The organism is Microcystis viridis FACHB-1342, assembly GCF_014698335.1.
GTDB lineage: Bacteria > Cyanobacteriota > Cyanobacteriia > Cyanobacteriales > Microcystaceae > Microcystis > Microcystis ichthyoblabe_A.
Map to the genome: position 1 here is coordinate 1 of NZ_JACJSV010000058.1, position 13,157 is coordinate 13,157.

Sequence of the window (13,157 nt, forward strand, 5' to 3'; positions counted from 1 at the left end):
AGTGTGACAGAAGATGGGACAACTAATCTAATTTACACCTTCACCCGTACTGGTGTAACAACAAATGCTTTGACGGTTAATTACACCCTCGGAGGGACAGCGACTCTCAATACCGATTACACTCGTACAGGGACTAACAATACTGTCACCTTTGCTGCTGGTTCATCCACTGCGACGGTAACAGTTAACCCCACTGCTGACACAACTATTGAACCCAACGAAACCGTCATTTTAACCCTCGCTGCAGGGACAGGTTATACAGTAGGTACGACTACTCCAGTTACGGGAACAATTACCAATGACGATACCAGTGTCACCCTAGCAGTTTCTCCCGCAAGTGTTACCGAAGACGGGACAACTAATCTCGTTTATACCTTCACCCGTACTGGAGTAACCACTAATCCTTTAACGGTTAATTACACCCTCGGAGGGACAGCTACTTTAAATACCGATTACACTCGTACAGGGACTACCAATACAGTCACCTTCGCTGCTAATTCAGCGACCGCGACTGTAACCGTTGATCCCACTGCTGACACAATAGTAGAAAGTAACGAAACTGTTATTTTAACCCTCGCTTCTGGGACAGGTTATACAGTTGGGACTACCACCCCAGTGACGGGAACAATTACCAATGATGATGTCACCCTTCCCAGTATTACTCTTGCAGTTTCTCCCGCAAGTGTGACAGAAGATGGGACAACTAATCTCGTTTATACCTTCACCCGTACTGGAGTAACCACTAATCCTTTAACGGTTAATTACAGTATTGGTGGGACAGCAACCAATGGAACCGATTACGCTGCGCTTCCCAGCAGTATCGCCTTTGCTGCTGGTTTATCAACAGCTACCGTAATCGTTGACCCCACTGCGGATACTACAGTTGAACCCAACGAAACTGTCATTTTAACCCTCGCTTCCGGGACAGGTTATACAGTAGGGACAACTACCCCAGTGACGGGAACAATTACCAATGACGACTTTCCCCAACTTTCCATCAATAATATTACCGTGGTCGAAGGCTTAGATAATAATGCCATCCTCACCGTCACTGTCAATAACTCCAATCCGCAACCAATTAGCTTCAACTATACCACTGCACCGATTAACGCTACCGCCAATGTAGATTACACTAGCAAAACCGGAACTATCACCATTGCTGCTAATACTTCCACTGCTACTATTAGCATTCCCATCCTCAATGATAACCTTAATGAACCTGATGAAGTCTTCACCGTCACCCTCTCCAATCCGGTTAATGCTACCATCAATCCCGAAGGAGGAATAGGAGAAGTTATCATTACTGATACTTGGCAAAGCAGTCTTACTCGCACCTTACCCAACAATGTCGAAAACCTCAGACTAATTGGCAGTAATAATATTAATGGTACAGGTAACGCTGGTAACAATAATATCACTGGAAATAGTGGCATTAATCAAATCAATGGAGGTGCGGGAATTGATACTTTAACCGGTGGTTTAGGTGCAGATATCTTCATCTTTCAATTTGGTCAATCTACCATATCAACAAGCGATCGTATCACAGATTTTGCCATCAATAGTGATAAAATTGACTTATTAACTCAAGCTGGAAACGCTATCAGTGCGCCTAGCAATTTCAGTCGTGCTGCTAATAGCACTGTCACCACTTTACAGAATTTAATCAATCAGGTATTTACTGATGCTAATGGAGCGATTACAGGTAATCAAGGATTAGGGGTTAATAGTGCCGCCTTAGTGCAGGTAACAACCGGTGCAATAGCTGGAACTTACCTCGTTATTAATGATAGCACGGCTGGCTTCCAATCCAGCAATGATTTATTAATAAATATCACCGGATTTACTGGTACTTTACCAGCTTTAGGGAACATTCCAGTGGGTAATTTCTTTGTTTAAGTTTCTAAGCTCTCCTTCTAAGTCACCTAGAAAAAGGGTTTCTCGGAGAAACCCGTTTTCTGGACTTTACTGGTGACTAGAAAATCTACGGTTTCACCGATAGGTTATTGGCCGAATGCTTCGCCCCTACAGGACGCGGGCCGATGAAGACGCAAGGTTTTGAACGACGCAAGACTTTTGAGTATCTTCCCAAATCTTCATCAATAAAGCAGGCTAAGTAAATAAAATTTCACAACTCGATCGCTACAAATATCCGGCCAAGAACTACAATAACCCTAGGCATCTGTGTGAAAAAAGGCCCATCTATGCAACTTTCGCCCCAAGAAAAAGACAAATTACTCATTTTTACGGCGGCACTGCTCGCCGAAAGACGCAAAAACCGTGGTATCAAGTTAAATTATCCCGAAGCGATCGCCTATATTAGCGCCGCCATCCTCGAAGGTGCGAGGGAAGGTCGTAGCGTCGCTGAATTGATGAGTTACGGCACCACTTTATTAACTCGCGAGGAGGTAATGGAAGGTATCCCGGAAATGATTACGGAAGTACAGATCGAAGCGACTTTTCCCGATGGTACTAAATTAGTTACCGTTCACAATCCCATTCACTAACAGGAGATTTTTAGCAGTTATGATTCCGGGAGAAATTATCACACCATCCGGAGCGATCGAGATTAATGTCGGTCGCGACACCCTGCGTATTTCTGTGGCTAATACAGGCGATCGACCGATTCAAGTGGGTTCCCACTATCATTTTTATGAAGTTAACCAGGCCCTGGAGTTCCAGCGCGAATTAACCAAAGGAACCCATCTGAATATTCCCGCAGGTACGTCCGTTAGATTTGAACCGGGAGACACGAAAGAGGTGGAATTAGTTACCATCGCAGGTACTGAAGAAATTTATGGCTTTAATGGTTTAATTAATGGTTCTCTCAAAGGCAAGAAAAAGAAAAAGTAGGGTCTTAACGGAAAAATTATCATAGTTCGATCGCTCAATTGTGGTAACATCAAGGCAACGATAACTAATTCTTTCCAAGACTATGACGACGGTAAAAATTGGCATTATTGGCGGCAGTGGTTTGTATAAAATGGATGCCCTCAAGGATGTGCGGGAAGTATCCCTCGATACTCCTTTTGGTTCTCCTTCCGATGCTTTAATTCTCGGTACTTTAGACGGAACAGAAGTTGCCTTTTTAGCGCGTCATGGCAGAGGTCACCATTTTTTACCGACCGAATTACCCTTTCGAGCTAATATTCACGCTCTCAAACAATTAGGGGTTGAATATATTATTTCCGCTTCGGCCGTTGGTTCCCTCAAAGCCGAAGTTAAACCCCTAGATTTAGTCATTCCCGATCAATTTATTGACAGAACTAAAGAGAGAATAGCGACTTTTTTTGGGGAAGGAATTGTTGCCCACGTTGCCTTTGGTGATCCCATTTGTCCCCAATTAGCCAGTATTTTAGGGGATGCCGTCGTCAGTTTAAACCTACCAGAAGTTACCCTGCATCGGGGGGGTACATACATCTGTATGGAGGGGCCGGCTTTTTCTACTAAAGCGGAATCAAATCTCTATAGAAGTTGGGGGGCAACCGTCATCGGTATGACCAATTTAACCGAGGCAAAATTAGCCCGAGAAGCGGAAATTGCCTACGCTACCTTAGCCCTAGTTACCGATTACGATTGTTGGCATCCCGATCACGATCATGTCACGGTAGAAATGGTGATCGAAAATCTACACCATAACGCTATTAATGCCCAAAAAGTCATCCAAGAAACGGTGCGCCGTCTGGTAGCTAATCCCCCCGTTTCTGCCGCTCATTCTGCCCTTAAATATGCCATTCTTACCCGTCTAGATTCTGTTCCCGTCGCCACTAAAGAAAAATTAGCTCTCTTTTTGAAAAAATATGAAGAAGTAGAGAAATAAGAGCCGAGAAAAGTCGCCGATGAATCTAGAAATGGGTCATTTTTCTCGCTGTTATTCAGACGATCAATTTGACCCTTAACGAAGGCAGGGGGCCATCGGCAGGAGTCAGTATTCAGGAGTCAGGAGATAGGAGATTATTTTATTTATTCTCCCCACACCCCACACCCTACACCCCACACCCCACACCCTACACCCTGCCCCCACGAACAGCTTTTTGCCGCAAACCCTAACTAGCTAGATATTCTCTGATCTTGGCCTTGCGTTTTCTTAATTTAGCGATCGCTTCTCGTTCGATCTGACGGACGCGTTCACGACTGATATTGAGTCGAACGCCAATTTTTGCTAGGGTGAGGGGCTGCCCATTATCTAAACCAAAACGCAGACAAATCACTTCTTTTTGTTGAGGGGTGAGGTCTGCCATCAGTTTTTCTAAGTCCACTTGCAGGGAAGAATAGGCAGTGTAATCTTCCGGGGAAAGTCCCGTATCTTCCAAGAGTTCCCCTAATTCCGTGTCTTGATTGTCCCCCACCTTTAAGTCAAGGGAAAGGGGTTGACGGGACCTTTCCAAGTAGTCTCGCACCTGTTTAGGAGTTAAGTCTAATTCCTCGGCTAATTCGGCAATGGTGGCAGCGCGACCTTTATCTTGAGCTAGTTGACGCTGGGCCTTTTTGATTTTATTCAGTTTTTCGGTGATGTGGATGGGCAGACGGATGGTGCGACTTTTTTCTGCGATCGCCCGGGTGATGGCTTGGCGAATCCACCAATAGGCATAGGTGGAGAAGCGATAGCCTTTGGTGGGATCGAATTTTTCCACCCCTCTTTGCATCCCAATGGTTCCCTCTTGGATCAGATCTAATAGATCTAGATTGCGTTTTAGGTATTTTTTAGCGACGGAAACCACTAGACGCAGGTTCGCTTCTACCATCTTACGTTTGGCGAAATCCCCTGCCCCCAATTCTCGACGCAGTTGTTCTTCACTAATTTCCGCCGCTTCTGACCACTGGCGATCGCTGGGGTCGCTGCCGAGTTTCGCCCTTAGGGATTCTTTGATTTTTTCCAGAAAAATTAATCTTTGTACCTGTTTCGCGTAGAGAATTTCTTCTTCATGGCTGAGAAGGGGAACTCGGCCAATTTCTCTGAGATAGGCGCGAACTGGGTCGGTGGGGTTTTTCGAGGTTTTCATGAGTGCGCGTCGGTTGAGGGTTGATATTCAGGGATTGATGGCGTTTTTCAGATTGCTTCCCCAGAGCAGTAAAGGAGATGCTATCAGAGTTTTTTCTCGTTTTGTAAAGAGATAAGTGAGTGGTTACTCAACTATAGAGAGAAATCTCATTGACTATTTAATTGCCTCTATAGTCCTTTTTTTGGCTATATATAGATTTTATGGGCATAAATGGCAAGTAGTGAGAAGCTTGGTTATTTAACTAATATTACAACAATTATTAAATATTGTAAAGTTTATGAGAAAAAAATCACCCCTCTCAGGAAAGCACCAATGAAGAGGAGGTTTGAGTATCTCTACTCATAGATTAGCCAAAGGTTTCCGATCAGGATGCAATCTAGATGACAAAATCAGCAATTTTCTCAGATAGCGATCGCAGAGTAGGCAGTGAGGGAAGTATTTTCAGTGAACTGTGAACTGAAAACTCACAGCTGACGACCGTCTCCCGTCTATTGCCCTTGCCTAGCGGTTCAGGGGGGATTGTGTAAAAATAAGAGAAGATCGGTTTTTTTTTACTAAACCTATGGCCACTTCTTCCATTGCCGTTAGAGAATTACCTCTCTTTCCCCTACCCGAAGTTGTTTTATTTCCGGGTCGTCCCCTGCCCCTGCACATCTTCGAGTTTCGCTATCGGATTATGATGAATACGATATTGGAAGAAGATCGCCGTTTTGGGGTCTTAATGGTAGATCCGGCCACGGGAGAAATCGCTAAAGTGGGCAGTTGTGCAGAAGTTGTCCGTTGTCAACGTCTTCCAGATGATCGCTTAAAAATTCTCACCATCGGTCAACAGCGCTTCCGTGTCCTAGAATACGTCCGGGAAAAACCCTATCGTGTCGGTTTAGTGGAGTGGATTGAAGATGTTCCCACCACCCAAGATCTGCGACCTCTGGCCAAAGAAGTGGATCGACTGCTGCGGGACGTGGTTCATCTATCAGCCAAATTAACCGCTCAAAAAATTGAACTCCCCGACGATTTGCCTAGTCTTCCCCTGGAATTATCCTACTGGGTGGCGGGTAATCTCTACGGTGTGGCCGGGGAACAACAAGCTTTATTAGAAATGCTCGATACAGTCAGTCGTCTCCAACGAGAATCGGAAATTCTCACCTCAACCCGCAATCATCTGGCCGCTCGCACGGCTCTTAAAGATGCTTTAAATTAATGATCTGTAGGTTTTTCAGCTGCGGCAGCGGATGTTATTTCAGTGAACAGTGATCAGTAAACAGTAATCGGTGAACTGATCACTGTTCACTGATTACTGTTAACCTGGGGATTACCTAATGTTTACCTTGATACAGTAAAGTGGGGTTAAAATTGTTAGCCCCTCGCCTAGGAGAACTTTGATCATGTTGCTCACCTATAATCCCAACGTCTCACCCTTCCGAGAAGACTATAGCGAGAGTCGTCGGCTCCACTTTTATGAGCGCGGGGAGAATATTCCTCTGGTGGCTGATGGAGTCTGGCAAGTTTATCGGGGTATGGCGCAACTAAGTCAAGTATCTGAGAGTGGAGAGGAAATTTTACTAGGTTGGGTTCATTCATCCCACTTTTTCGGCTTAAATTTGACTCATCTGGAATCTTATCACGCCAGAGCCTTGTCGGAACTGTACCTGAAATGGTACACGATCACCGAAGTGGAAAATTCGGCGGAATTAACCAGGATGATGTTAAATCAAATGATCCGTCGTCAACAACAAACGGAATCGCTCCTTGCGATCGCAGGACTGAAACGAGTGGAGGAACGTCTTCAGCAGTTACTACAGTTATTAAAGCGGGAAATGGGAGAACCAATCGCCCAAGGCAGTCGTTTAAAGATACGTTTAACCCATCAAAATCTCGCCAATGCTATCGGCACCACAAGGGTAACGGTGACGCGTTTGTTAGGGGAATTTCAGCGTCAGGGATGGGTGAGCAGCGATTGCGACCGCCATTTGATTATTCACCATTAATCCCTCTTCTGTCACTCTAGGGAACGGGAAAACAGAAATGACAGGGAAAAACGGATTCTAACAGAGAATTTATTCATCGATTAAGTTGATTATATAGAAAAGAAAAGTAGTGAATTAGTCCAGGGGTAAAGAAAAACCATAGCCAAGCTTTTCAGCGATTCAAGTAACCGAAAGGCTCGATAAATAACCAGGGTAAGCTCATCTTAACAATCCTTGACAAAATGGACTTGATGTGAGTTGCTTACCCGGAGAGTGCTTCAGGCATATTTGATGAGAATTAGCCATCTCAATTGTTAAGCAAAAATCGACCCGTTTAGTCGATTTTGTAACTATTTTGATTGACTGGTATCACTTGAACTGCCCATGCGGATCACAAAATTGGCCAATTGTCAATAGCGTTTGAGATGCTCTCACCCTGGCTAATTAACCCTGGACTAAAGAAGATTTGAGCGCAAAAATTTTCTCGATTACCTCTTCTACCACCTTATCGGGAGTGGAAGCACCAGAAGTCACTCCGACGATAATTTTTCCCTCATTTAACCAGTTATCAGTGATGATTAAATCGCCACCTAAAGGTTTATGTTCGATGCGATTACCGGGGAGAATGCGCTCGGCACTATCGATATGATAGGAGGGAATGGCACGCTTGATCGCTATTTCCTGTAGGTGAGTGGTATTAGAGGAATTATAACCGCCAATTACCACCATTAAAGAAAGCGGTTCTTTCACCAGTTCAAACATGGCATCTTGACGCTCTTGAGTGGCATCACAGATGGTATTAAAACTCATGAAATGATCTTTAAAATTGATCGGTCCGTACTTTCTCAACATAGTATGCTCGAAGAGTTTGCCAATTTCCTCCGTTTCACTTTTCAGCATTGTGGTCTGATTGGCAATACCGATATAATCTAGATCGCGATCGGGATCGAAACCCTGGGAATGGGCATTTTTAAACTCCTCTAAAAACTCATTTTTATCACCACCGTGGAGAATATAATTAGCGACATAATTAGCTTGAGCCAAATTTAAAACGATTAGATAAGTGCCAGCAAAAGAGCTAGTGGCGATCGTTTCTTCGTGATTATATTTGCCGTGAATAATCGAAGTGTGGTCGCTTTTTTTGTGTTTTTCCACGGAATTCCACACCTTAGAAACCCAGGGACAAGTAGTATCCACAATCATGCAACCCTTATCGTTAAGGATTTGCATTTCCGAGGCACTGGCCCCAAAAGCAGGTAAAATCACCACATCCCCCGATTCCACCACAGTAAAGTCTTTTTGGCCATTTTCCATCGGAATAAAACCCACGGCCATGGAGCGCAGACGCTGATTAACCGAGGGATTGTGAATAATTTCGTTAGTAATCCAGAGACGTTCCTGGGGAAAATGTTGACGAGTTTCGTAGGCCATAGCAACAGCGCGTTCTACCCCCCAACAAAAACCAAAAGCTTGAGCGAGATAGATCGTCACCTCACCCCGTTCTAAACGGTAATTATTTTCACGAATTTCTTGGATCAGGTCGCTTTGATACTCATTGGTCATCGCATCCATTACTTCTTCTTTGTGACCGAATCCCTTGCGGTTATAGTTATCCGATTGCTGTAGGGTGCGTTTAAAGGATTTTGTATCCATGATTCTCTGATAGGGGTATTGGTGGTGCTAAATTGGGCGAGACAGTAGCTTGCCATATATTTAAAATACCTTATCTAGTCAGCGCAGGAAGCTTTTAGAGACTAGAGAGAAATTCCTCGTCGATATCGTAACCAAACTGTTGAGCGAAAAATTTTAAGCGAGATAAAGCAGGAATTTGCTGACTTTTCAGCCAATCAGACAAAATAAAGAGTTTTTGCATCACAAAAATCTCTAAAGCTTCGGGATTATATTGAATTCCTTCCCCGCGATGGAATTGATGGGGGACCAACATAGCAGCATAACGGGCGATTTCTCCCTGTTTTGGGTCAAGAATAAAGATTAACCAAGGATAAACTGCATCCAAACGCAAAAACCACAGCCTGACTTCCGGTATCTCCGATAATTCCCGCATATCACCCTCCGCACGAGGATAATCTATCTCTAATTGTAGAGCTTGTTCCAATTTTGCGATCGCTGCCCGCGACTGATAATCTTGAATAATAGTCTCTAAAGATGAGAGATCGAGATTTTGAATCTGATTGGGGTTAAGAGCGATTTTGACAGTCATAGGAGCAAATAAAAGGTTATATCGGGCAAAATTACCGTTTTTTATCCCTAGATCGGCAATGATCTATCTCAGAAAATACTCTCGATCGGGACAAAAAAACTAAGTATGACTATTCTCTCACTCCAGAGCGAGAGAGGGAAACCAGACAAAAATCCTCATGATTGGATTTCTCCCACAATTTAATCTCCCCTGCACACCGGGGTAGTCAGCAAAATCGAGAACTAGGGACACGAATTATGGGAAAATAAGCTCATCTTCTCCGCTTTTATCCCATGCAAGCCAACTTTTTTACTAATATCCTCTTACCCGTTGCCCTAGGCGTTTTAATGTTAGGCATGGGATTAGGATTAATTCTCGCCGATTTTCAGCGTATCACCCGTTATCCCAAAGCAGTCCTGATCGGTTTAGTCAATCAAATTATTATTCTACCGATCGTCGGCTTTATTATTGTTTCTCTTTTGCCTCTCCGGCCAGAAATTGCCGTCGGTTTAATGATTGTCGCCATTTGTCCAGGCGGTCCTTCCTCCAATGTTTTAACCTATTTAGCTAAGGGAGATGTGGCCCTTTCTGTTACTTTAACCGCTTTTAGCAGCATCATCACCATTTTCACAATACCTTTTTTAGCTAGTTTCATTCTCCAGCATTTTATGGGTGAAAGTGCCGCCATCTCCCTACCCATTGGTTCCACTATGGGGCAGATATTTTTGATTATAGTTTTACCCCTGGTTATAGGTATGACTATCCGCCATTACTTCCCTTTACTGGCGAAAAGTCTGGAACCGATAACTAATCGTTTGGCTGTGATTTTTCTAGCAGTTATTATCTTCTTATTAATCCTGAGAGAATGGGAACGTTTACCTTTATTTATCGCTCAAACTGGCCTGGCAGTGATTATTTTAAATACGATTGCTTCCCTAATTGGCTTTTTCAGTGGTCGTTTATTTCAATTAACTATTGCCCAAAGAATTTGTATCGCCATCGAAGTGGGTATTCAAAGCGGCACTTTAGCTATTGGCATCACTGCCGGTTTATTAAAGAATCCCGAGCTAGCCATTCCCGCAATGGTCTATAGTTTATGGATGTATGTCAGCGCTTTTGTCGCTGTTTATTATGGTCGCAAAAAAGCAGCTTTGGTAAAATAGCTAAATGGAGTGATAGGATATAGCTAAAAACTGATAACTGATTATGTTAATTGGTAAATATTTAACCCTAGAAGAATTATCTACCTGTTCCCAAACCTATCAAAAGTATGCAGCACAAATCGATCCCTATCCAAAAAATCCTGCAACGATAACCGCTTGGCAAAATCTCGCTCACTTTATTATAGATCCAATTATTGATAATTTTGGTCGAGAAAGATTCCAATTAACCTACGGATTTTGTTCCAATGATCTGAGAAAATTTCTCCAAAAAAAAGACCCGATCACTGGCTTAAAAAACGGTAGAATCGATCCCAGTCGTGATCAACATTGCGCCCACGAAATTAATCAAAAAGGTCAATATTATTGTCAGCGATTGGGGGCAGCCTGTGATTTTCGGATTATCAATTTAACTAGCGATCGCCTGATAGATTGGATTTTAAACAAAAAATTACCCTTTGATTCTCTCTATTTTTACGGAATTAATCGCCCGATTCATATCAGCTACGGACCCCAACATAAACGAGATCTATGGACTTTTACCCCTAGAGGAACACCGACTAAAAAAGGTTTACAATCATGGTTAGAAGCCGCTAAATCTATCGATTCTGAAGCTAAAAAATCCCCCAAAATAGGGGGATAACCAAGACTTAAAACCGTCTTCTTTTAGATTTCTGGTTCCAGATCGTCCTCCTCGTCCTCATCGGCCGGTTCCGTGGGTAAAGGAACCGAACCCATATCTAATTTATCCCGCAATAACTTCTCAATTTCTGCCGCTACTTCTGGCCTTTCTTCGAGATATTTAACGGCATTATCGCGACCCTGGGCAATATTTTCGCCATTATAGCTATACCATGCCCCTTTACGAGTAACCACGTTAGTTTGTTCGGCGATATCGAGCATACAACCCACCTGGGAAATGCCTTTACCGAAGATAATATCAAATTCAGCAATCCGGAAAGGAGGCGCGACTTTATTTTTAGCCACCTTAACTTTAGCCCGAATTCCGTATTCCCCTTCCGTGCCTTTTTTCAAAGTTTGAATGCGACGGATATCTAAACGCACCGAGGCATAGAATTTTAAGGCCGTTCCCCCGGTGGTCACTTCAGGATTGCCGTAGGTGACACCGATTTTTTGCCGCAGTTGGTTGAGGAAAATCACCACACAACCCGATTTACCAATATTACCAGCAATTTTTCGCAGGGCTTTACTCATCAAACGGGCCTGCAAACCCACCTGATTATCCCCCATTTCCCCCTCAATTTCCGCCCGCGGCACTAAAGCGGCCACCGAGTCGATGACAACGATATCCACGGCCGAAGAACGCACTAACTGGTCAACTATTTCTAAGGCAGCCTCCCCCGTATCCGGTTGTGCCACCAGTAAATTATTGATATCTACCCCTAAATCTTCCGAATAGGTGGGATCTAAAGCGTGTTCCGCATCGACAAAGGCCGCCACTCCCCCAGCTTTCTGCACTTCTGCGATCGCATGGAGGGCTAAGGTGGTTTTTCCAGAACTTTCCGGCCCGTAAATTTCGACGATGCGGCCCTTCGGTAAACCGCCACCCAACGCCATATCTAGGGTTAAAGCACCACTAGGCACTGTTTCCACCCGCATCCGGGTGGCGTCTCCTAAACGCATAATCGAACCTTTGCCAAAGTTGCGCTCGATTTGATTTAAGACTAAACCTAAGGCCTTATCTCGATCGGAATTATTTGTCATTGTCGCCATTAATTTTCTCCCCAGTTTTCTTAAGTAGTACAGCAGTATGCAAAGATTGTAGCCTGTTTTAATCTTGATCACCAAAAAGTTAGAGACTTTTTCCAGAATGGTGATCAAAAATTAAAAGTTTTGATTTTTACAGCCAAGGCCGGCTCATCTGTTCTAATTGCGTCACCTCTCGCGCTTCTAAACTCCATCCTAACGCCCCGGCATTTTCAATCGCTTGGGCCGCAGTTTTTGCCCCCGGAATGGGAATCACATCCCCTTGGGCGATTAACCAATTGAGGGCGACTTGTGCGGGGGTTTTTTGGTATTTTTCGCCCAATTCTTGCATTACCCTTAAAATTGGGGCTATTTTCTCCAAACCTTCTTTTTTGAACCGCGAGTCAACTTTTCTGGCTCCATCGGGCAAATTCTGGCTTTCTGGGCTATATTTACCCGTCAGTAGTCCTTGAGCGAGGGGGCTGTAGGCGAGGATGGTGACACCTAATTCCTTGGCCGTGGCTAAAATTCCCTTAGTTTCTATTTTGCGATACAAAAGCGAATACTGCACCTGATTGACCGCTAAGGGAACCTCTTTTTTCGCCAAAATCTGGCTTGCTTGACGCATTTGCTCGGCGGAATAATTACTTACACCCACGGAACCAATCCGGCCGCGTTTTACTTCTTCCCCTAGGGCATTCATTAGGGTTTCTTGGCTAATTAGGAAGGTGAAGGGCCAATGTACTTGATAAAGAGCCATTTTATCGGTTTTTAGACGGTTTAAGCTCTCGGTAATGGCATTATGCACCGCATTCGCCCCAAATCGCCACGGTACGGGGGCAAATTTGCTGGCAATATCGATGGGAATATCGGTCTGTTGGGTAAATTTTCCTAAGAGTCGTTCCGATTCCCCCAGTCCATAGACTTCGGCAGTGTCAAAAAAGGTGATTCCTGCCTCTACTGCCGCTTTAAAGGCTTCCTCTACCTGACTAGCTCCGTATTCCTTGCCATAGTTCCAGAATAGTTTATCTCCCCATGCCCAAGTCCCGATTCCCAAGGCACTGACGGAAATTCCTGTTTGTCCGAGATTAGCGGTTTGTCTAGTCATATTCCCTACAAAGAA

General features: G+C 44.1%; 13 protein-coding genes. 8 read left to right on the forward strand and 5 right to left on the reverse strand.

The genetic code is table 11. From position 1 onward, the window contains the following. The 4 genes from H6G40_RS17090 to H6G40_RS17105 form a co-directional block, all read left to right on the forward strand. The coding region (locus H6G40_RS17090) for a Calx-beta domain-containing protein (RefSeq protein ID WP_190538038.1) at positions 1-1,896 on the forward strand (1,896 nt) is incomplete at its 5' end. 305 nt (positions 1,897-2,201) lie between these two features. Next, positions 2,202-2,504, forward strand: coding sequence for an urease subunit gamma (gene ureA / locus H6G40_RS17095; RefSeq protein WP_002738360.1), 303 nt, complete (start codon positions 2,202-2,204; stop codon positions 2,502-2,504). A 19-nt stretch (positions 2,505-2,523) separates the two neighbouring features. Continuing rightward, a complete protein-coding gene (locus H6G40_RS17100; RefSeq protein ID WP_002738732.1) occupies positions 2,524-2,850 on the forward strand; it encodes an urease subunit beta in 327 nt (108 codons plus the stop codon). An 82-nt stretch (positions 2,851-2,932) separates the two neighbouring features. Beyond that, positions 2,933-3,817 (forward strand): S-methyl-5'-thioadenosine phosphorylase, encoded by an 885-nt coding sequence (locus H6G40_RS17105; RefSeq protein ID WP_002739127.1) that lies wholly within the window; start codon positions 2,933-2,935, stop codon positions 3,815-3,817. A gap of 226 nt (positions 3,818-4,043) precedes the next feature. On the opposite strand, the gene H6G40_RS17110 is transcribed toward H6G40_RS17105, so the two are convergent. Next, entirely contained in the window at positions 4,044-5,000 is a 957-nt protein-coding gene (locus H6G40_RS17110) for an RNA polymerase sigma factor, RpoD/SigA family (RefSeq protein WP_002739411.1), read from the reverse strand. Positions 5,001-5,562: 562 nt separating this feature from the next. Between H6G40_RS17110 and H6G40_RS17115 the strand changes: the two genes are divergently transcribed. Together H6G40_RS17115 and H6G40_RS17120 are read left to right on the forward strand one after the other, a co-directional pair. Continuing rightward, positions 5,563-6,201 carry an LON peptidase substrate-binding domain-containing protein gene (locus H6G40_RS17115; protein ID WP_002739408.1) on the forward strand — a complete coding sequence of 213 codons (639 nt, stop codon included), beginning with the start codon at positions 5,563-5,565 and terminating at the stop codon, positions 6,199-6,201. Positions 6,202-6,385: 184 nt separating this feature from the next. Further along, positions 6,386-6,988, forward strand: a complete 603-nt coding sequence (locus H6G40_RS17120) for a Crp/Fnr family transcriptional regulator (RefSeq protein WP_002748318.1) — start codon at positions 6,386-6,388, stop codon at positions 6,986-6,988. A gap of 423 nt (positions 6,989-7,411) precedes the next feature. Here the strand turns inward: H6G40_RS17120 and H6G40_RS17125 are convergent, their stop codons facing one another. After that, positions 7,412-8,620 carry a 4-hydroxy-3-methylbut-2-enyl diphosphate reductase gene (locus tag H6G40_RS17125; RefSeq protein ID WP_002738421.1) on the reverse strand — a complete coding sequence of 403 codons (1,209 nt, stop codon included), beginning with the start codon at positions 8,618-8,620 and terminating at the stop codon, positions 7,412-7,414. Between the two features lie 94 nt (positions 8,621-8,714). Beyond that, positions 8,715-9,188: a CRR6 family NdhI maturation factor gene (locus H6G40_RS17130; RefSeq protein ID WP_002738641.1), complete on the reverse strand. Its 474-nt coding sequence runs from the start codon at positions 9,186-9,188 to the stop codon at positions 8,715-8,717. Between the two features lie 272 nt (positions 9,189-9,460). Here H6G40_RS17130 and H6G40_RS17135 point away from each other — a divergent pair, with 272 nt between their 5' ends. After that, on the forward strand, positions 9,461-10,330 hold the full coding sequence (locus H6G40_RS17135) for a bile acid:sodium symporter family protein (RefSeq protein ID WP_002739350.1): 870 nt from the start codon (positions 9,461-9,463) through the stop codon (positions 10,328-10,330). 43 nt (positions 10,331-10,373) lie between these two features. Next, complete coding sequence (locus H6G40_RS17140; RefSeq protein WP_002738425.1) at positions 10,374-10,970, forward strand: hypothetical protein; 597 nt, start codon at positions 10,374-10,376, stop codon at positions 10,968-10,970. A gap of 23 nt (positions 10,971-10,993) precedes the next feature. On the opposite strand, the gene recA is transcribed toward H6G40_RS17140, so the two are convergent. Then, positions 10,994-12,061, reverse strand: a complete 1,068-nt coding sequence (gene recA, locus H6G40_RS17145; protein WP_002739007.1) for a recombinase RecA — start codon at positions 12,059-12,061, stop codon at positions 10,994-10,996. A gap of 127 nt (positions 12,062-12,188) precedes the next feature. Next, positions 12,189-13,142 carry an aldo/keto reductase gene (locus tag H6G40_RS17150; protein WP_190538040.1) on the reverse strand — a complete coding sequence of 318 codons (954 nt, stop codon included), beginning with the start codon at positions 13,140-13,142 and terminating at the stop codon, positions 12,189-12,191. Positions 13,143-13,157 lie beyond the last annotated feature (15 nt).

Coding starts and splice junctions, on each gene's coding strand:
- H6G40_RS17110 (WP_002739411.1), bottom strand. CDS start 5,000: ATGAAAACCTCGAAAAACCCCACCGACCCAGTTCGCGCCTATCTCAGA.
- H6G40_RS17100 (WP_002738732.1), top strand. CDS start 2,524: ATGATTCCGGGAGAAATTATCACACCATCCGGAGCGATCGAGATTAAT.
- H6G40_RS17130 (WP_002738641.1), bottom strand. CDS start 9,188: ATGACTGTCAAAATCGCTCTTAACCCCAATCAGATTCAAAATCTCGAT.
- H6G40_RS17105 (WP_002739127.1), top strand. CDS start 2,933: ATGACGACGGTAAAAATTGGCATTATTGGCGGCAGTGGTTTGTATAAA.
- H6G40_RS17115 (WP_002739408.1), top strand. CDS start 5,563: ATGGCCACTTCTTCCATTGCCGTTAGAGAATTACCTCTCTTTCCCCTA.
- recA (WP_002739007.1), bottom strand. CDS start 12,061: ATGGCGACAATGACAAATAATTCCGATCGAGATAAGGCCTTAGGTTTA.
- ureA (WP_002738360.1), top strand. CDS start 2,202: ATGCAACTTTCGCCCCAAGAAAAAGACAAATTACTCATTTTTACGGCG.
- H6G40_RS17125 (WP_002738421.1), bottom strand. CDS start 8,620: ATGGATACAAAATCCTTTAAACGCACCCTACAGCAATCGGATAACTAT.
- H6G40_RS17150 (WP_190538040.1), bottom strand. CDS start 13,142: ATGACTAGACAAACCGCTAATCTCGGACAAACAGGAATTTCCGTCAGT.
- H6G40_RS17120 (WP_002748318.1), top strand. CDS start 6,386: ATGTTGCTCACCTATAATCCCAACGTCTCACCCTTCCGAGAAGACTAT.
- H6G40_RS17135 (WP_002739350.1), top strand. CDS start 9,461: ATGCAAGCCAACTTTTTTACTAATATCCTCTTACCCGTTGCCCTAGGC.
- H6G40_RS17140 (WP_002738425.1), top strand. CDS start 10,374: ATGTTAATTGGTAAATATTTAACCCTAGAAGAATTATCTACCTGTTCC.